The sequence below is a fragment of the Stenotrophomonas sp. 364 genome (assembly GCF_009832905.1).
Taxonomy (GTDB): domain Bacteria; phylum Pseudomonadota; class Gammaproteobacteria; order Xanthomonadales; family Xanthomonadaceae; genus Stenotrophomonas; species Stenotrophomonas maltophilia_AP.
In genome coordinates this window covers 2,319,778-2,338,168 of the sequence record NZ_CP047135.1, presented here as the reverse complement: position 1 = coordinate 2,338,168, position 18,391 = coordinate 2,319,778, and the positions used below count along the sequence as shown (strand labels likewise).

Below are 18,391 nucleotides of genomic sequence, written 5' to 3'. Positions count from 1 at the left end.
CGGGTGCATGCGGCGACACGCCTTGTGCCGCCGGGGCATTCTAGAGGCTGATGGCGTGGAGAGGTCAATACTGCCGGGTACGTCATTGCTCACGCGCCGTATCGCCCATGCGCAGTTCAACGCATGCGGTGACGTGGGATGCGCCGGCGCCATGCGGCGCCGATCCACGTCCATTGATCGGCGGCACATCCGGATGTTCGACCCATGCGGAAAAAAATATTAATTGTTCAGTGTTGGCGGTGCATCAGACACGCCCGCGCATTTGTATAAGCACATGCCATTTCGGCACGGTGATTCACGCCATTGTCGTCGCGGGTTCACGGTGCATTGATTCAGGCCCGGTGTAGATTCCGATCACACCCCAGGCACGTGCTGGGGTTTCCCCCTCTTCGCAGTGATCTCTTGACTGTTTCTTGCGCCGGCCGTGGCCGGTGCGAGGCTGAGCCTGCTGCGTCGCGTTTCTTTGCCATCGAGTCGCCCATGTCTACGCGCCATCTCCCCCTCGCGTCTTCAGCCGCCAGTGCTGAAGCCGTTCCCCAGAGTGATGCCCTTCGAGCGCGCCGACATCGACGCCCCGCGACGCCGTTGGGGCTGACAGGTCTGCTCACGCCTGCGCCCGAGGCCGCGCGCCGGGTGCTGTTCGTCGTTTCGGAGATGGCGGACTTCGTCAAGGCCGGTGGCCTGGGCGACGTGGCAGCCGCCCTGCCGCGTGCGCTGCGCGACCGTGCGGACATGCGCGTGTTGATACCCGGCTACCGCGAAGTGCTCGAGCGCACCGGGCCGATCGAGGTGGTGGGGCAGACCGAAGCGCATGCGGGCCTGCCGGCCTGCGCGATCGGCCACACCGTCCTGGAAGACGGGCTGCCGGTGTACGTACTGATCTGCCCCGCGTTGTACGAGCGCGACGGCTCGCCCTATGTGGATCGCGCCGGTCAGCCGTGGGCCGACAACGCCGTGCGGTTTGCCACCCTGTCGCGTGCGGCGGCATTGATCGCCGCTGGCGATGCGGGCCTGACCTGGCAGCCCGGCCTGTTGCATCTCAATGATTGGCCGTGCGCGCTGGCCGCTGCGTATGTGCGCTGGACGGGCTGCGCGGCCACGTGCCTGTTGACCATCCACAACCTGGCTTACCAGGGGCTGTTTCCGACGGAGCTGGCCGCCGAGCTGGGCATTGCGCCGTCGCACTGTGAGGCGCTGGACTTCCACGGGCAGCTGTCGTTCCTGCGCGGGGGCATCGTACACGCCGACCGGGTCAACACGGTGAGCGTCAGCTATGCCGCGCAGATTACTTCGCCGGCCGAAGGCTGCGGCCTGGACGGTTTGCTGTCCGGCCGCGCCGCACTGGGGCACCTGAGCGGGATCGTCAATGGCATCGACGCCAGCTGGGACCCCAGCACCGATTCGCACCTGCCGGCACATTTCGATGTGCGCAATGTCGACGGCCGCGACCATAACGCGCGCCACGTCCGTCGTGCCTTCGGCCTGCCCGAAAGCCGCGGTCCGCTGTTTGCGGTGGTGTCACGGCTGGTGCACCAGAAAGGCCTGGACATGACCTGCGATGTGGCCCCGCAGATCGTGGCCGCCGGTGGCCAGCTGGTCATCATCGGCGGCGGCGAACCGGAGGTCGAGGCACAGGTGCTGGCGCTGGCCCGCCGCTTCCCGGGCAGCGTGGCGGCCTACATCGGCTTCGATGAAACGCTGGCGCGGCGGATGTTCGCCGGGGCCGATTTCCTGCTGATGCCGTCGCGCTTCGAGCCGTGTGGCCTGAGCCAGATGTATGCGCAGCGGTTCGGGTGCCTGCCGATCGCCCACGCCACCGGTGGCCTGATCGACACCGTGGACGATGGCGTCACCGGGTTCCTGTTCAACGGTCCAGAGTCGGACATGTTGCGCCGATGCGTGCAGCGCGCGTTCCGTACGTTCCGCCAGCCCCGCCTGATGCTTGCCATGCGCCGTGCGGCGATGCTGCGGCCCAGTGGCTGGGACGTGGCAGGCATGCACTACATGAATCTCTACCAGCGTACGTCGGAGGCACGCGCATGAGCGGTGCCTGCGCGCATGAACTGCAGGACCGTGAAGCACCCGATGGCGCGGCGCCGACGCCTGCGGTGGACGAGCCGTTGTCCCCGGCGCTGATCGCGCTGGCCACGGGCGAACCGGCGGACGCTTTTTTGTTGCTGGGACCGCATCGCGACGCGTCGGGCGTGTGGCGGTTGCGTGCGCTGTTTCCCGGCGCGCACGCGGTGCAGCGGCGCGACCGGGCGGGCCGCTGGCAGCCCATGGCTGCGCAGGGCGAGGGCGTGTTCGACGCGGTCGTCGAAGGTGAGGGCATTGCCGTGCTGCGGGTGGACTGGGGCACGCGCCAGGAAGAGATCGAAGATGCGTACAGTTTCGGGACCCAGCTCGGCGACGGACTGCTGGCGGGCATCGTCTCCGGCGACCCGCACAGTATCCGTGCCGCATTGGGCGCGCAGGTGCGGGCTGACCAGGGCGTGGAGGGCGTGCGCTTTGCGGTGTGGGCGCCCAATGCACGGCGCGTGGCCGTGGTGGGCGACTTCAATGACTGGGATGGCCGCCGCCATCCGATGCGTCTGCGGCACGAGGCCGGCGTGTGGGAGATCTTCCTGCCGCGCGTTGCCGCGGGCGCGTGCTACAAGTACGAGATCACCGCGGCCGACGGCACGCGCCTGACCCACAAGGCCGACCCCATGGCCCGTCAATGCGAAGTACTGCCGGGCACGGCGTCGGTGGTGGGATCGACTGCGGACCATGCCTGGCAGGACGGGGACTGGATGAACGCACGTGCGCGTGCCGATGCAGGCGCCATCTCCATCTACGAGGTACACGCCGGCTCCTGGCGGCGGGGCGAGGATGGCAGCGTGCTGGACTGGGACCAGCTGGCCGACGCGCTCATTCCGTATGTGAAGGCGCTGGGCTTCACCCACATTGAACTGCTGCCGGTGAACGAGCACCCGTTCGGTGGGTCGTGGGGCTACCAGCCACTGGGCCTGTATGCGCCCACCGCACGGCATGGCGATCCGGAGGGCTTCGCGCGCTTCGTGGACCGCTGCCACCAGCGCGGGCTGGGCGTGATCGTGGACTGGGTGGGCGCTCACTTTCCGTCCGATGCGCATGGCATGCAACGGTTCGATGGCACCGGACTGTACGAACACGATGACCCCCGCCAGGGGGTCCATCCGGACTGGAACACGCTCATCTACAACTTCGGTCGCAAGGAAGTGGTGGGCTTCCTGGTCGGCAGCGCGCTGGAGTGGATCGATCGTTTCCATATCGACGGGCTGCGCGTGGACGCGGTGGCCTCGATGCTCTACCGCGACTACAGCCGTGAAGACGGCCAGTGGATTCCCAACGTGCACGGCGGGCGCGAGAACCTGGAAGCGGTCGATTTCCTGCGCACGCTGAACACCGCCATCGCCACCGGTTACCCCGGCGTGCTGGTGATCGCCGAAGAGTCGACCTCGTGGCCGGGCGTCACCGCACCGGCAGCCGATGGCGGCCTGGGGTTCTCGCACAAGTGGAACATGGGGTGGATGCACGACACCCTGAGTTACCTGCAGCGCGATCCGATTCACCGGTCTCACCATCACAGCGAAATGACCTTCAGCGCGATGTACGCGTTTTCCGAGCAGTTCGTGCTGCCGCTGTCGCATGATGAAGTGGTGCACGGCAAGGGATCGCTGCTGGGCAAGATGCCAGGCGACCGTTGGCAGCAGCTGGCCAACCTGCGCGCGTACCTGGGCTTCATGTGGGCGCATCCGGGCAGCAAACTCCTCTTCATGGGAGGGGAGTTTGCCCAGACCCGCGAGTGGAACCACGACGCTGAACTGGATTGGGCACTGGCCGCCGATCCGGCACATGCCGGGGTGGCGCGGCTGGTGACGGATCTGAACCGGTTGCTGCAGAACCTGCCGTCGCTGCGGCACGGCAACCGCAGTGAGGCGGGGTTTGAATGGAGCGTGGGCGATGACCACGTCAACAGTGTGCTGGCCTTCATCCGCCACGACGTGCGCGGTTCGGCAGGAGCCTTGCTGGCGGTGAGCAATTTCACGCCGGTGGCCCGCCACGGCTATCGGGTGGGTGTGCCGCATGGCGGCCACTGGCGCGAGGTGTTCAACAGCGACAGCCACTTCTATGGCGGCAGCGACGTGGGTAACCATGGGCAGGTACACACCGTGCCCGTGGCGATGCACGGCCATGCCCAGTCGCTCGAACTGACGCTGCCGCCGCTGTCCACGCTTTACCTGCAGGTCATGGAATGACGCCTGTGCGGCGCCGTCTGGGCGCGTGGCGACAGGAGGACGGTACGTATGAATTCCGCGTGTGGGCACCGGCAGCAGGCAGCGTGGCGCTGATACTGGAAGGCAAGGTGCTGCCGATGCTGGAGGAGGGGGACGGCTGCCATGTCTGCGTGCACGCCTGCGCGCCTGGCATGCGCTACCGCTACTGCATGGACGGCACCCTGAGCGTGCCTGATCCGGCGTCGCGGTGGCAGCCCGAAGGTGTCCAAGGTGCCAGCGCGATCCCCGATGAGGACGCCTATGCCTGGCGCACCACCGGCGGAGCAGGACGGGCCTGGTCCGAGGCGGTGCTGTACGAGGTGCACGTGGGCGCGGTGGGCGGATACCGCGCGCTGGAAGCCCAACTGCCTGCATTGGCGGCCATGGGCATCACCGCGCTCCAGCTGATGCCGCTGGCAACCTTCGCCGGCAGCCGCAACTGGGGCTACGACGGCGTGCTGCCGTATGCGCCCACGTCGGTCTACGGCAGTCCCGATGAACTCAAATCGCTGGTGGACGCGGCGCACGCGCTGCGCATGTTGGTCCTGCTTGACGTGGTGTTCAATCATTTCGGGCCGGAAGGCAACCATCTGGCCGCCTATGCGCCGGCCTTCTTCCGCGAGGACCTGCGCACGCCGTGGGGCGCGGCCATCGACTTCCGGCAGCCGTGGGTACAGCGCTACTTCATCGAGAATGCGCTGATGTGGCTGCGCGACTACCGTTTCGATGGCCTGCGCCTGGACGCGGTGCACGCCATCCACCCGCAAACGTTCCTGCAGACGCTGCGCGAGGCCATTCATGACGACGGCCCGCGCCACCCGGTCTACCTGGTGGTGGAGAACGAGAACAACGCGGCCTCGCTACTGGACCAGGGGTACGCCGCGCAGTGGAACGACGACTTCCACAACGCATTGCACGTGGTGCTGACCGGTGAGCACGAGGGTTACTACGCCGATTTTGCCGCCGCTCCGGCGGCCCGCCTGGCGCGGGTGTTGTCGGAGGGCTTTGCCTGGCAGGGCGAGATTACCCGGCGCGGGCATCCACGCGGCGAACCCAGTGGCGGGTTGTCGCCGGACCACTTTGTGGTGTTTGCGCAGAACCATGACCAGATCGGCAACCGCGCGTTTGGCGACCGGTTGCAGGTATCGGTGGCGCCAGCGCGCCTGCAGGTTGCGCAGGCGCTGACGGCGCTGACGCCGATGATTCCGCTGTTCTTCATGGGCGAGCCCTGGGGTGCGCGCGAGCCGTTCCTGTTCTTCACCGACTTCCCGCCGCCCCTGGATGCTGCGGTGCGCGACGGCCGGCGCGCCGAATTCAGCCATTTCGCCGCGTTCGCCAACCCGCACGCGCGTGCGTCGATCCCCGACCCGAACGCGTTGGAAACCTTCGAGGCCTCGCGCTGCCCGCTGCCGCCACCGGACGCATTGGCGGATAACGCCTGGCTTGGGACATTCCAGGCCAACCTGGCCCTGCGCCGTCGCTACCTGGCCGACGGCACAGCGCAGGCGCGCAGCCTGGGCGCTGCGGTGCTGGCCGATCATGCCGTGCGCGCGGGGTGGCAGTTGCCCGGCGGGCAATGGTGGCTGGCATTCAATCTGGGCACCGGCAGGGTGGCTGCATCGCTGCCGGACGGCGACACCGTGCTTGCCCTGGGTGACGTGGATGCTACCGGGATGCTCGCGCCCGGCGCGATGCTGGTGCGGTGGGTGGCGCAATGACCGCGCTCGCGCCTGACCTGTATGCATTGGCCAACGCAGCCGGCGTGCGGGTGCACTGGCACGACGTGGACGGCAACGCCCGCACTGTGGATGCCCCCAGTCTACTGGCCGTGTTGGCAGCGCTGGACTGGCCCGCTGCAACCGCCGCACAGCGACAGGACAGCCTGCAGCGCTGTCTGGAGGGGCAGGCCCGACCGCAGCTGCGTACCGCGCGGGCGGGTGCCGCGGTCATGCTTGGGCCTGCCGGTGCAGGCGTGGCGCAATGGTGTGACGAAACGGGCAACACCGTGTCGGCCCGCCGGCAGCCCGATGGCCGCTGGCAATGCCCCGAGCGCCCGGGGTACTGGACGCTGCGCGTGGGCGAAGAGGAGCACGCGGTCGCGATCGCGCCGGCGCGTTGCTTCAGCGTCGCCGACGCCACTGGAAGCGCCCAGCCGCGATGCTGGGGAGCAAGCCTGCAGGTGTACGCCGGCCGTTCGCCAACGGATGCGGGTATCGGCGACAGCCGCGGGGCTGCAGCGTGGTGCCGTCGGATCGGCGCCGCAGGCGGCGATGCGCTGGCGCTGAGCCCGCTGCACGCAGCGGGCAGGATCGGCCATGGCTTCAGCCCCTATTCGCCCTCGGATCGACGCTTTCTCGAACCGGTGTACACCGCGCCGCCTGCCTGGACGGGCGACGACGATGCCAGCCAATGGCAACCGGCACCCGCGTCGGATGGGCTGATCGACTGGGCCGGCTCGGCGGCGCTGAAGTGGGCCCGGTTGGCACATTGGCAGCGCCAGCTGCAGCACGCGCCAGAGTCGGTGCACCGGGCATTCGATCGCTTTCGGCAGGATGGGGGCGCGACATTGATGCAGTTCGCCGGCTTCAACGCCCCTGCGTTGGACCCGCCAGACCCCGCGCTGCAGTGCCTGGCGCAGTGGGTATCGCACGACAGCTGGGCCAGCGTGCAGCACCGGGCACGCCGGCAGGGCATGGCGCTGGGGCTGATCGCCGACCTTGCGGTGGGCTTCGATCCGCATGGCGCCGAGGCCGCGGCCGCTGGCGACACTGCGTTGCGCGGACTTGTGCTGGGCGCTCCGCCGGACGCGTTTGCGCCGCAGGGCCAAGTGTGGGGCGTGACCAGCTATTCCCCCGACGGCCTGCACCGGACCGGCTTTTCGCCGTTCATCGCGCTGCTGCGCGCGGTCATGCGCGACCGGGGCGGGGTGCGCATCGACCATATACTGGGCCTGCAGCGTCTGTGGGTGGTGCCGCAAGGCGCTGCGTCCGACACCGGCGCCTACCTGCAGTATCCGCTGGAAGACCTGCTGAACCTGCTCGCGCTGGAGTCATGGCGTCATCGCTGCATCGTGATCGGCGAAGACCTGGGCGTAGTGCCCGACGGTATCCGCCAGGCGCTGGCCGAACGCGGGGTGATGGGCATGGACGTGCTGGCGTTCGCACGCGACGCCGACGGCGCATTCCTGCCGCCGAACCGATGGCGGTCGGTGGCGGTGGCCACCACCGGCACCCACGACCTGCCGACCCTGGCCGGATGGCAGCGCGGTGAGGACATCGCCGTGCGCGCACGGCTGGGATACGCCACCGCTGAAGCGACCCGATTGGCGGTGCAGCAACGGCAGCGTGATGTGGCGCGGCTGGCGCACACAGTGGGAGGCGAGGGTGCGGCGGCTGACGATCTGCGCATGGCTGCGATGGCCCACGTGGCGGCGGGTCCCGCGCCTCTGGCGCTGCTGCCGGTGGAGGACGCACTGGCGTTGCGTGAGCAGGTGAACCTGCCGGGCACGGTGGCCGTATACCCGAACTGGCGCCACCGCCTGCCGCAGCCGCTGCCACGCCGCGTGCTGCACGCTTCGCTGCGGTGCTTCGCCGGCGCGCGCGACGTGGCGCACTGACATGGTGCCTTTCCGCGCCACCGTACGCCTGCAGCTGCATGCTGGATTCACCTTTGATGATGCGCGCGCGCAGCTGGACTACTACGCCGACCTGGGCATCAGCCACCTGTACCTGTCGCCGATTGCACGCGCGGTGGACGGGTCGACCCACGGGTACGATGTGATCGACCCGACCGTCGTCAACCCCGCGCTTGGCGGCGAGCCGGCGCTGCAGGCGCTGGCCGCGGCCGCGCGTGGTCACGGCATGGGGCTGGTGCTGGATATCGTCCCCAACCACGTGGCCGCCCACCCGGCCAACCCGTGGTGGGCCGATGTACTGGCCAATGGGCACCACAGCCGCCACGCCGACTGGTTCGATATCAACTGGCGTGCGCCCGGCCGGGGCGGCAAGCTGTGGCTGCCGGTGCTGGGGCAACCGCTGCCGGCCGCGATCGCGGCGGGCGAGGTCGCGATACAGCGCGATGCCGACGGCGTTGCCGGGCTGGTCGTGCACGGCCAGCGCTACCCGCTTGCGGCGCAGACTCAGGCCGAGGCCCGGCCCGGCATGGACGCCGCAGCGCTGGCGGCGCTGCTGGACGCCCAGGCGTACCAATTGGCCTGGTGGCGCAGCGGCGACACGCAGATCAACTACCGCCGCTTCTTTACCATTGCGTCGCTGGCGGCATTGCAGGTCGAGCGCGACGAGGTATTCGATGCGGTCCACGCGCTGCCGTTGCGGCTGGCCGCGCAGGGCGTGATCGACGGCGTCCGGGTGGACCATGTGGACGGCCTGCGCGGCCCTGGTACCTACCTGCAGCGCCTGCGCACGGCGCTGGACGTGGCAGGGGTGTCGCGGGGTCTGTCACCCGGCGCCCTTTGTCTGTGGGTCGAGAAGATCCTTGGGCCGGAGGAAACCCTGCCGCCCGGCTGGGCGTGCGATGGCAGCACCGGGTACGACTTCATGGACCAGGTCGCCGGCGTGATGCATGACGCCGCCGGCGGCGCGCGGCTGCTCGAGCAGTGGCGCAACGACACCGATGATGTACACGACATGGCCCAGGTTGAGCAGGCCGCGCGCCGTGAGGTGCTCCAGCATGGCCTGCGCGCCGAGTTCGACGCGCTGGTGGCGTTGCTGGTGGCAACGGCGGCCGAGGCAGGCGGTGCCGTGGTTGAACTTGGCCAACCGCTGCTGGCCGCGGCGGCGACGCGGTTGCTCGTCCACTTCCCTGTATATCGCAGCTACCTGGACGATGGCCCGGCGACCGCCGCGGACAGCGCCTGGTGGCGCCAGGCAGCGCACGCCGCCCGCGCCGGCGCCTCGCCGGCAGAGCAGGCGGCCATCGACCAGATTCTGGACTGGCTGCTGTACGTGCCGGAAACCGCGCATCCGCATCGGCCTGCATTGGCGGCCCAGTGCGTGCGCCTGCGGCAGCAGTTCCAGCTGTTGAGCGCACCGCTCAACGCCAAGGCGGTGGAGGATTGCAGCTTCTACCGGCTTGCCACCCCGCTGTCGCGCAACGAAGTAGGCACCCATCCGGCCAAACCGGTGCTGTCGGCGGCTGACTTCCATGTGCTGGCCGCAGCGCGCGGGCGGCGCTACCCGCGTGCGTTGCTCGCCACGGCAACCCATGATCACAAGCGCGGGGAGGATGCCCGGATGCGCCTGGCGCTGCTGACCCGCTGGCCACAGTGGTGGCAACGCCGCGTTCAGCGCCTGGAGCGCCTGGCGCGGCCGGTGGGGGCCGCTGCGCTGCATCCTGTCGACCGCCAACTGCTGTGGCAGACCCTGGTGGCGGCATGGCCGGTGGACGGGGCGGACACGGCAGGGGAGTTCGTTGAACGGCTGCAGCAATGGCAGCGCAAGGCACTGCGCGAGGCCGGCCTGCGCAGCAGCTGGAGTGACCCTGACGACGCCTACGAGGCGCGTGCCGCCGCTGTGCTCGAGGCACTGCTGCGGGCGCCTGCCGCCGCACCGCTGCGGCACGCGCTGCGTGCCGTGGTGAGCCGCCTCGCACCGGCCGGGGCGCGACTGAGCCTGGCACAGACGGCGCTTCGCCTGACGGTGCCGGGCCTGCCCGATCTGTACCAGGGCGGTGAAGGCTGGGATCTGTCGCTGGTAGACCCGGACAACCGGCGGCCGGTGGATTACCCGCAGCGCCGTCGCTGGGTCTGCGACCCGCGCCCCTGGCAGGCGCTGCTGCTGCAGTGGCACGACGGTGCGCTGAAGGCGCGACTGGTACGCCAGCTGCTGCACCTGCGCCGCACGGTGCCGGCGCTGTTCGCCGAGGGGCACTACGTGGCCTTGCCCACTACCGCGCCAGCGAAGGTGCTTGCCTGTGCGCGCACCCATGGCGGCACCACGCTTGTGCTGGTGGCGGCCATCGGCACCAGCGCCGGGCCGGCTGCGCGCGCCACGGTGGCTACGCCGGCCCATTTCTGGGGCGGCGCGCGGGTGCGCGTTCCGCCCGGCCGCTATCGCAATGTACTCACCGGCGTGACTGTAGAAATCGAGCAGTCCGCTGTCTCCGTGCGGGCGCTGTCCAAGGACAGCCCCGTGACCCTGTTGATCACCCCATGAAGCCTGGAACGATGGAAGAGAACGAACGACGCACGCGTATCGAAGAACTGGCGCGGCAGATCTGGGAAGCCGAAGGACGCCCGGATGGTCAAGGCGTGCGCCACTGGCTGATGGCCGAGCGGCTGCTGGATGCCGAACTGCAGGCCGCCCACAGGGAGCATGAGCAGTGAGCCCGCGACCCTCGGTTCAAGCCTCGCGCGTGCGCGCCGGCCGCCCGTTCCCGCTTGGCGCCACCTGGGATGGCCTGGGCGTCAATTTCGCGCTGTACAGCCGGCATGCCACCAAGGTGGAACTGTGCCTGTTCAACGAACGTGACCGGGAAGTGGAGCGCATCGTCCTTCCCGAGTACACCGATGAAATCTGGCACGGCTACCTGCCCGATGCGCGCCCCGGCCAGCGCTACGGCTACCGGGTGCACGGTCCGTACGCGCCCGACGCCGGGCACCGGTTCAACCCCAACAAGCTGCTGCTTGATCCCTATGCCAGGCAGATCGTGGGCCAGTTGAAATGGGCGCCGGCCCTGTTCGGGTACACCATTGGCCACAAGGACAAAGACCTCAGCTTCGACAAGCGCGACAGCGCGCCGTTCATGCCGCGGTGTGCGGTGGTGGACCCGGCCTTTACCTGGGGTCGTGACCAGCCGCCGTCCGTGGCGTGGGAAGACACGGTGATCTACGAAGCACACGTCCGCGGGCTGTCGATGCTGCACCCCAGCGTGGACGAGCGCGCGCGCGGCACGTTCTCCGCGCTCAAGCACGACGGGCTGCTGGACCACCTCAAGGGTCTGGGTGCCACCGCGCTGGAGCTGCTGCCGGTGCATGCGCACGTGGACGACCAGCACCTCCTGCAACGCGGGCTGAGGAATTACTGGGGGTACAACACCCTGGCCTTCTTCGCGCCGGAACCTCGGTTCCTGTCCACCAGCACCGTGGCCGAGTTCAAGCAGATGGTGGCTGCAGTGCACGCGGCCGGGCTGGAAGTGATCCTGGACGTGGTCTACAACCACACTGCCGAGGGCAACGAGCTGGGCCCGACGCTGTCGTTCAAGGGCATCGACAATGCCAGCTACTACCGCTTGGCCGACGATCCGCGCTACTACGTCAACGACACCGGCACCGGTAACACCTTCGATCTCACCAATGCCGGCGCGCTGCGCATGGTGATGGACTCCCTGCGCTACTGGGTGCAGGACATGCATGTGGACGGCTTCCGCTTCGACCTGGCCACCATCCTGGGCCGCGAGCGCGAGGGCTTCGATCCGTCGGGCAGCTTCCTGGATGCAGTGCGCCAGGACCCGGTGCTGAGCCAGGCCAAGCTGATCGCCGAGCCGTGGGACATCGGCCCGGGCGGCTACCAGCTGGGCCAGTTCCCGCCCGGTTGGGCCGAATGGAACGACAAATTCCGCGACAACGTGCGTGCACTGTGGCGCGGTGACGGCGGCCAGCTGCCCGAGTTCGCCACGCGCATCATGGGCTCGGCGGATCTGTTCAACCACAAGGGACGGCGCCCGGCGGCGTCGGTCAATTTCGTGACCGCGCACGATGGCTTCACCCTCCATGATCTGGTCAGTTACAACGACAAGCACAATGAGGCCAACGGCGAAGAAGGGCGTGATGGCAGCGACCACAACATCGCCTGGAATCATGGTGCCGAAGGCCCCACCGACGACGCGGGCATCACTGCGCTGCGCGCGCGGCAGATGCGCAACCTGCTGGCCAGCCTGCTGTTCTCCCAGGGTACCCCGATGCTGCTGGCCGGCGACGAATTCGGCCGCACGCAGCAGGGCAACAACAATGCCTATTGCCAGGACAATGCGCTGACCTGGCTGGACTGGGACCAGGCCGGCTCAGAGCAGGGCGCCCTGCAGATCGCGTTCGTGCGCAAGGCACTCAAGCTGCGCCGTCGTTATCCGCAATTGCGCCGTGGACGCTTCCTGGACGCGCGCGACGGGGGCGATGGAGGTTCGGTGGAGTGGCTGCGCAGCGATGGGGCAGCCATGGGCGAGGCCGACTGGAACGATCCGGAGGCGCGCGTGCTGATGCTCAAGATGGGCGGAAGCGATGTCGATGACGGTGAGCACCGCCCCGAACATGACACCTTGCTGCTGGTGGTCAACGCCGGCCATGCCGAGGTCCGCTTCGCGGTACCTTCGCCGGGCGACCGGCACTGGCGCGTGCTGCTGTCCACCACAGCAGGCCAGGCACCGGTGCTCGACGAAGGGGGTGGGCTTACCCTGCCTGACCGGAGCGTGGCCCTGCTGGCCAGCCGTCCGATGCGCGGTTGAGCCGCGCCGGCAGGGGGCGGAGGCATCGGATCGGGCGCGATGCGGGCAGGGTGCGAGGGGGTTTGCATGAACGAGTCAGCTATGTGGGTAATTGCTTCACATCAGACGCTTCACCGTACGCTCCTCAGCAACCTGAATTGATTTAAGCTCGCGTCCCGGCGCCCATTCAGGCGCGCCGGTCTGGCTCTCCACCTCTCTTTGCAGGAACTCCGCATGGCGGCTTTGCAGCAGCGCACGATCGACCTCATCCGAAGCCACCAGGAGGCCCTGCTGGCCCAGTGGATGGACAGCCTTACCGGTGGCGGCCAGGCCCAGGACGGGCGATTGTCCGCCCGGGAACTGGATACGCAGGCCCGCGAGTTCTGGCGCCTGTTCCTGCAGGCGCTGTCGGTGGCCAACACGGGCAGCCTGACCGGCGCCGACTGGCAGGAAACCCGCCGCTTCCTTGAAGACCTCTCGCGCGACCGCGTTCTGAAGGGCTTCGACTCGGCCGAAACCGCCCGCTTCCTGTTCTCGCTCAAGCGCCCGTTGTTCGACCTCATCCAACAGGGGTATGCCGACGACACGGCGCTGCTGGGCGACCAGCTGTGGGCGATCTCCGAACTGCTGGACCTGCTGGGCCTGCACAGCGTCAAGGCCTTCCAGAAGACCCGCGAAGACGTGATCCAGCGCCAGCAGGAAGAAATGCTGGAGCTGTCCACCCCGGTGGTGAAGCTGTGGGAAGGCGTGCTGGCGCTGCCGATGATCGGCACGCTGGATTCGCAACGCACCCAGGTGGTGATGGAATCGCTGCTGCAGCGGATCGTCGATACCGGCTCGGAAATCGCCATCATCGACATCACCGGCGTGCCCACCGTGGACACCCTGGTGGCACAGCACCTGCTCAAGACGGTCACCGCCATCCGCCTGATGGGCGCCGACGCCATCATCAGTGGTGTGCGGCCGCAGATTGCCCAGACCATCGTGCACCTCGGTCTGGACCTGCAGGGCATCGTGACCAAGGCCAACCTGGCCGACGCGTTGGCGTTGGCGCTCAAGCGCACCGGGCAGACGGTGGTACGGGCAGAGCGCTGATATGGAACGCATTCCGATCCTCCAAATGGGCGATCTGTTGCTGGTGACCATCCAGGTGGACATGCATGACCAGCTGGCGCTGACCCTGCAGGACGACCTGAGCGAGAAGATCCGCCGCACCTCCGCGCGCGGCGTGCTGATCGACATCTCGGCACTGGATATCGTCGATTCCTTCATCGGCCGCATGATCTCCACCATCTCCTCCATCGCCCGGATCATGGATGCCACCACCGTCGTGGTGGGCATGCAGCCGGCGGTGGCGATCACGCTGGTGGAGCTGGGGCTCACCCTCAGCGGCGTGCGTACCGCGCTCAACGTCGAGCGCGGCATGAAGCTGCTGCAGCGCACCGACGAAGACCTGTCATGACCGCGCCGACCGGGGTGTTGCCGATCCGCGTTGAGCAGGATGTGGTGCTGGCACGCCAGGCTGCGCGCCAGGTGGCGGTGGCCTGCAAGCTGCGGTTGATCGACCAGACCAAACTGGTGACCGCTGCCAGCGAGCTGGCACGCAATGCGGTGATCTACGGCGGCGGCGGCACCATGGCCTGGGAAATCCTGGAAAGCGGCCTGCGCAAGGGCGTGCGCCTGGTCTTCACCGACCAGGGCCCCGGCATTCCCGACCTGGCCCAGGCCCTCACCGATGGCTGGTCGTCCGGCTCGGGCATGGGCCTGGGGCTGTCCGGTTCGCGCCGGCTGGTGGACGACTTCGAGCTGGACAGCGCACCAGGCGAAGGCACGCGCATTGCCATCACCAAATGGACCTGAACTTCACCGGCCAGGTGACCCGGGTGGTGGCGGTCGAGGAGGTCTCGCAGGTGGGGCAGGCCCGGCGCGAAGCGCTGGCCCTGGCCGAACATGCCGGGTTTGACGAGATGGATGCCGGGCGCGTGGCGCTGGCCGCTACCGAACTGGCGACCAACGTGATCAAGCATGGTCGCGGCGGGCGCATGTACCTGTCGCTGGTCTTCGGCCGCATTGGTCGCGGCGTGGAACTGTGCACGCTCGATGCCGGCCCCGGCTTCTCGCTCTCCGAATGCCTCCCCGATGGCGTCTCCACCGGCGGAACACAGGGGCTGGGGCTGGGCGCCATCCGCCGTCAGGCGACGGTGCTCGATGCCTGGTCCGATGCACGCGGCGCGGTGATCGTGGCCCGCATCTACCCGAGCCGGTCCGCGCCGGACATCGACCTGGCCTACGGCGCGTTGCGCATCCCCATGCGCCATGAAGTGGCCTGCGGTGATGGCTGGCACCTGCGCGCCGACGGGCACACCACCGCACTGACTCTGATCGATGGACTGGGCCATGGCCTGCCGGCGGCCGATGCCGCCCAGGCCGGCACCGCCGCCATGGCCGCCGCCTCGGGCTTCGAAGCCGCCACGCTGATCGGCGCGATGCATGCCGGTATGTCCGGCGGCCGCGGCGGTGCAGCCGCCGTGGCCTGTGTCGGGCAGGGGGGGCAGAACGTGCAGTTCGCCGGCATCGGCAACATTGCCGCCTCGCTGTGCGAGCCCACCGGCTCGCGCGGGATGGCCTCGCACCCGGGCATCGTCGGGGTGCAGTTCCGCAAGGCACAACCCTTCCACTTCCACACCCCTGCGGGCACGCTGCTGGTCATGCACAGTGACGGACTGCAGGCGCGATGGAGCCTGCGCGACTATCCCGGCCTGGTCCACCGCCACCCGGCGTTGATCGTGGCGGTGCTGCAGCGTGATTTCGACCGCGGCCGCGACGATGTCGGCATCGTTGCGCTGCGTCTTGGAGATATACATTGATGTCCACTGCCAACGATCAGCAGCTGCAGCAGCTGCGCATGGAAGCCGATGCGCTGCGCGCCGAGCTGGACGAAACCAACCAGGGCGTGCTGGCGCTGTACGCCGAGCTGGACCAGCAGGCCGAGCAGCTGCGCGAGGTCTCCGAGCTGAAAAGCCGGTTCCTGTCCTACATGAGCCACGAATTCCGCACGCCGCTGGGCTCGATCCTGAGCATGACGCGCCTGCTCGAAGACGGCATGGACGGTCCGCTTACCGACGAACAGCGCCGCCAGGTGCGCTTCATCAGCGCCTCCACCAGCGAGCTGCGCGAGATGGTGGACGACCTGCTGGACCTGGCCAAGATCGAGGCCGGCCGCATCACCATTTCGCCGGCCTGGTTTGACCTGATGGACCTGTTCTCGGCGCTGCGCGGCATGTTCCGCCCGCTGGTGGAAGGGGACAGGCTGGACCTGCTGTTCGAGGACCCGCCGGCGCTGCCCATGCTGTACACCGATGACAAGAAGCTGGCGCAGATCCTGCGCAACTTTATTTCCAACGCCCTGAAGTTCACGCCCAACGGGCAGGTGGTGGTCTCGGCCCGCATGCAGGGCGACGATTCAGTGCGCTTCAGCGTGCGCGACACCGGCATCGGCATTCCGGCCGAGCTGCAATCCACCCTGTTCGAGGATTTCGTCCAGGTGGATACCCCGCTGCAGAAGCGCCTGCGCGGCACCGGCCTGGGGCTGTCGCTGTGCAAGCGGTTTGCCGAGCTGCTGGGCGGCCATGTAGGCGTGGACAGCGTGGTCGGCGAAGGCTCGGACTTCTATGTTGTGCTGCCCTACAAGCTTGCCGAGGAGGCGCCCCGTGCCGAACTCTGATCGCATCCTGGTGGTGGATGACAACGCCGCAACCCGCTACTCGGTGCGGCGCGTGCTGGAGCACCACGGCTACAGGGTCGAAGAGGCCGGTACCGGCGGCGAAGGGCTGGCACAGCTGGCCCGCCACGATTTCGGCGCGTTGGTGCTGGACGTGAACCTGCCGGACATGAGCGGGTTCGACGTGGTGCGGCAGCTGCGCGACGACCCGCGCATGGGGCTGCTGCCGGTGGTGCACGTGTCGGCGGCCTCTATCGCCACCGGGGACCTCATCACCGGCTTGAACGCCGGCGCGGACGCCTACCTGATCCACCCGGTGGATCCTGACGTGCTGCTGGCCACGTTGCGCACGCTGCTGCGCGCGCGCCGCTCGGAAGAAGCACTGCGCGAGGCCGAAGCACGCTTTGGCGAAATATTCCGCCAGATCAACGCGCCGATCGCGGTACTGGACGCCGACCTGCGCTACCTTGATGCCAACGACGCCTTCGTGCGGCTGCTCGGTGAAGACCGCGCGCCGGGCCGACTGGATGCGCTGCTGGCCGACCAGATCATGCCGTTGAGCGCACTGAAGGTTGCGCTGGCCGAGGGCGAGCGCTGGCAGGGCACCTTCACCCTGCGCGCGGGTGCATCGACGCGGATCACCGAATGGCGCGTCACGCCGTACCGTGCGCCGGGCCAGGGCCTGGTGCTGATCCAGGACACCACCGAACGCCACGCGCGCGAGACCGAGCAGCGCCAGGAACTGGAAAGCGCCACCTCGGAACTGGCCTTCCAGATCGCAGAACGCCAGCGCACCGAGGTCGAGCTGCTGCAGGCGCAGAAGATGGATTCGCTGGGCCAGCTCACCGGGGGCATCGCGCACGACTTCAACAACCTGCTGACAACGATCATCTCCGGCCTGGACATGATCGAGATAGCCGTGGCCCGGGGCACCTGGGACAAGGCATCGCGCTATGTCGATATCGCCACGGCCTCGGCGCACCGCGCCGCCGCCCTGACCCAGCGCATGCTGGCGTTCGCACGCAAGCAGCCGCTCGATCCGCAGACCTTCGACGTGGTGGCGCGGATCCGCTCGCTGGAAGACATGCTGCGCCGGTCGATCGGCGAGAACATCGAGCTGGAACTGGAGCTGGGCGCGCAGCCCATGGTGGCCGTGGCCGATCCGAACCAGTTCGAGAACGTGATCCTCAACCTGGTGATCAACGCGCGCGATGCGCTGGCTGGCCAGGGACTGATCCGGATCCGGGCCGGTCGCACCCTGGTGGAGCGCGACCATGAGCTGGCACCCGGGCACTACATCAGCGTGAAGGTGCTCGACAACGGCACTGGCATTCCGCTTGAGCTGCTGACCAAGGTTTTCGAGCCGTTCTTCACCACCAAGCCGCAGGGCGAGGGCACCGGGTTGGGCTTGTCGATGACATACGGGTTTGCCCGGCAGTCCGGTGGCAGTGCGCGTATCGCCAGCGAGCCGGGGGAAGGTACCGAGATTGAACTTCTGCTGCCCGAGGGCCAGCTGCTCAGCCCCGAACAGACGCCGCAGCCCACCCAGGTGCCGCGCGGACGGTCCGAGCGCATCCTGCTGGTGGACGACACTGACTCGGTGCGGATGATGGTGCGCGAGATGCTGGTGGAGTCGGGCTACCAGGTGGTGGAGGCGATCAACGCGCAACAGGCGCTGCTGGAGCTGCATTCCGAGCGCGGCATCGACCTGCTGCTCTCCGACGTGGGCCTGCCTGGCATGAATGGCCGCGAGCTGGGCGATGCGGCGCGTGCATTGCGCCCGCAGTTGCCGGTGCTGTTCATCACCGGCTATACCGAGAGCGCCGTCGTGCGCAACGATTTCCTGGGCACCGGCATGGCCTTGCTGCCCAAGCCGTTCAGCGTCAACGAACTGCTGCGCAGCGTGCGCCAGATGCTGCCGGGCGTCTGATCGACG

At 68.3% G+C, this 18,391-nt stretch carries 13 protein-coding genes; all 13 read left to right on the top strand.

What is annotated here, in order from left to right; translation table 11 throughout:
* Positions 1-654 precede the first annotated feature (654 nt).
* The 13 genes from glgA to GQ674_RS10625 all read left to right on the top strand — a co-directional run bounded on the left by glgA (position 655) and on the right by GQ674_RS10625 (position 18,385).
* On the top strand, positions 655-2,043 hold the full coding sequence (gene glgA, locus GQ674_RS10685; RefSeq protein WP_236546290.1) for a glycogen synthase GlgA: 1,389 nt from the start codon (positions 655-657) through the stop codon (positions 2,041-2,043).
* The gene (glgB, locus tag GQ674_RS10680) at positions 2,040-4,280 is read left to right on the top strand and encodes a 1,4-alpha-glucan branching protein GlgB (protein ID WP_159497053.1); all 2,241 of its coding nucleotides are present in this window, start codon (positions 2,040-2,042) and stop codon (positions 4,278-4,280) included. Before glgA ends, glgB begins: the two co-directional genes overlap by 4 nt.
* Positions 4,277-6,016 (top strand): malto-oligosyltrehalose trehalohydrolase, encoded by a 1,740-nt coding sequence (treZ, locus tag GQ674_RS10675; protein ID WP_159497052.1) that lies wholly within the window; start codon positions 4,277-4,279, stop codon positions 6,014-6,016. Before glgB ends, treZ begins: the two co-directional genes overlap by 4 nt.
* On the top strand, positions 6,013-7,914 hold the full coding sequence (gene malQ / locus GQ674_RS10670) for a 4-alpha-glucanotransferase (RefSeq protein ID WP_159497051.1): 1,902 nt from the start codon (positions 6,013-6,015) through the stop codon (positions 7,912-7,914). The genes treZ and malQ overlap by 4 nt, the downstream gene beginning before the upstream one ends.
* Before the next feature lies 1 nt (position 7,915).
* A complete protein-coding gene (gene treY / locus GQ674_RS10665; protein WP_159497050.1) occupies positions 7,916-10,471 on the top strand; it encodes a malto-oligosyltrehalose synthase in 2,556 nt (851 codons plus the stop codon).
* Between the two features lie 11 nt (positions 10,472-10,482).
* Positions 10,483-10,641, top strand: a complete 159-nt coding sequence (locus GQ674_RS10660) for a DUF2934 domain-containing protein (protein ID WP_159499394.1) — start codon at positions 10,483-10,485, stop codon at positions 10,639-10,641.
* Positions 10,638-12,755 carry a glycogen debranching protein GlgX gene (glgX, locus tag GQ674_RS10655; protein ID WP_159497049.1) on the top strand — a complete coding sequence of 706 codons (2,118 nt, stop codon included), beginning with the start codon at positions 10,638-10,640 and terminating at the stop codon, positions 12,753-12,755. The genes GQ674_RS10660 and glgX overlap by 4 nt, the downstream gene beginning before the upstream one ends.
* 213 nt (positions 12,756-12,968) lie before the next feature.
* A complete protein-coding gene (locus GQ674_RS10650) occupies positions 12,969-13,829 on the top strand; it encodes an STAS domain-containing protein (RefSeq protein WP_159497048.1) in 861 nt (286 codons plus the stop codon).
* 1 nt (position 13,830) lies between these two features.
* A complete protein-coding gene (locus GQ674_RS10645) occupies positions 13,831-14,196 on the top strand; it encodes an STAS domain-containing protein (protein ID WP_159497047.1) in 366 nt (121 codons plus the stop codon).
* Positions 14,193-14,594: an ATP-binding protein gene (locus GQ674_RS10640; protein ID WP_128096431.1), complete on the top strand. Its 402-nt coding sequence runs from the start codon at positions 14,193-14,195 to the stop codon at positions 14,592-14,594. The genes GQ674_RS10645 and GQ674_RS10640 overlap by 4 nt, the downstream gene beginning before the upstream one ends.
* Positions 14,585-15,601, top strand: coding sequence for an ATP-binding protein (locus GQ674_RS10635; protein WP_159497046.1), 1,017 nt, complete (start codon positions 14,585-14,587; stop codon positions 15,599-15,601). The genes GQ674_RS10640 and GQ674_RS10635 overlap by 10 nt, the downstream gene beginning before the upstream one ends.
* Complete coding sequence (locus GQ674_RS10630) at positions 15,601-16,458, top strand: ATP-binding protein (protein ID WP_159497045.1); 858 nt, start codon at positions 15,601-15,603, stop codon at positions 16,456-16,458. Before GQ674_RS10635 ends, GQ674_RS10630 begins: the two co-directional genes overlap by 1 nt.
* Positions 16,445-18,385, top strand: a complete 1,941-nt coding sequence (locus GQ674_RS10625; protein ID WP_236546261.1) for a response regulator — start codon at positions 16,445-16,447, stop codon at positions 18,383-18,385. The genes GQ674_RS10630 and GQ674_RS10625 overlap by 14 nt, the downstream gene beginning before the upstream one ends.
* The last annotated feature ends 6 nt before the right edge of the window (positions 18,386-18,391 follow it).

What these genes read in the sequence shown, in the direction of transcription:
- glgA (WP_236546290.1), top strand. Translation starts at nt 655, where the DNA reads ATGGCGGACTTCGTCAAGGCCGGTGGCCTGGGCGACGTGGCAGCCGCC.
- glgB (WP_159497053.1), top strand. Translation starts at nt 2,040, where the DNA reads ATGAGCGGTGCCTGCGCGCATGAACTGCAGGACCGTGAAGCACCCGAT.
- treZ (WP_159497052.1), top strand. Translation starts at nt 4,277, where the DNA reads ATGACGCCTGTGCGGCGCCGTCTGGGCGCGTGGCGACAGGAGGACGGT.
- malQ (WP_159497051.1), top strand. Translation starts at nt 6,013, where the DNA reads ATGACCGCGCTCGCGCCTGACCTGTATGCATTGGCCAACGCAGCCGGC.
- treY (WP_159497050.1), top strand. Translation starts at nt 7,916, where the DNA reads ATGGTGCCTTTCCGCGCCACCGTACGCCTGCAGCTGCATGCTGGATTC.
- GQ674_RS10660 (WP_159499394.1), top strand. Translation starts at nt 10,483, where the DNA reads ATGGAAGAGAACGAACGACGCACGCGTATCGAAGAACTGGCGCGGCAG.
- GQ674_RS10650 (WP_159497048.1), top strand. Translation starts at nt 12,969, where the DNA reads ATGGCGGCTTTGCAGCAGCGCACGATCGACCTCATCCGAAGCCACCAG.
- GQ674_RS10645 (WP_159497047.1), top strand. Translation starts at nt 13,831, where the DNA reads ATGGAACGCATTCCGATCCTCCAAATGGGCGATCTGTTGCTGGTGACC.
- GQ674_RS10640 (WP_128096431.1), top strand. Translation starts at nt 14,193, where the DNA reads ATGACCGCGCCGACCGGGGTGTTGCCGATCCGCGTTGAGCAGGATGTG.
- GQ674_RS10635 (WP_159497046.1), top strand. Translation starts at nt 14,585, where the DNA reads ATGGACCTGAACTTCACCGGCCAGGTGACCCGGGTGGTGGCGGTCGAG.
- GQ674_RS10630 (WP_159497045.1), top strand. Translation starts at nt 15,601, where the DNA reads ATGTCCACTGCCAACGATCAGCAGCTGCAGCAGCTGCGCATGGAAGCC.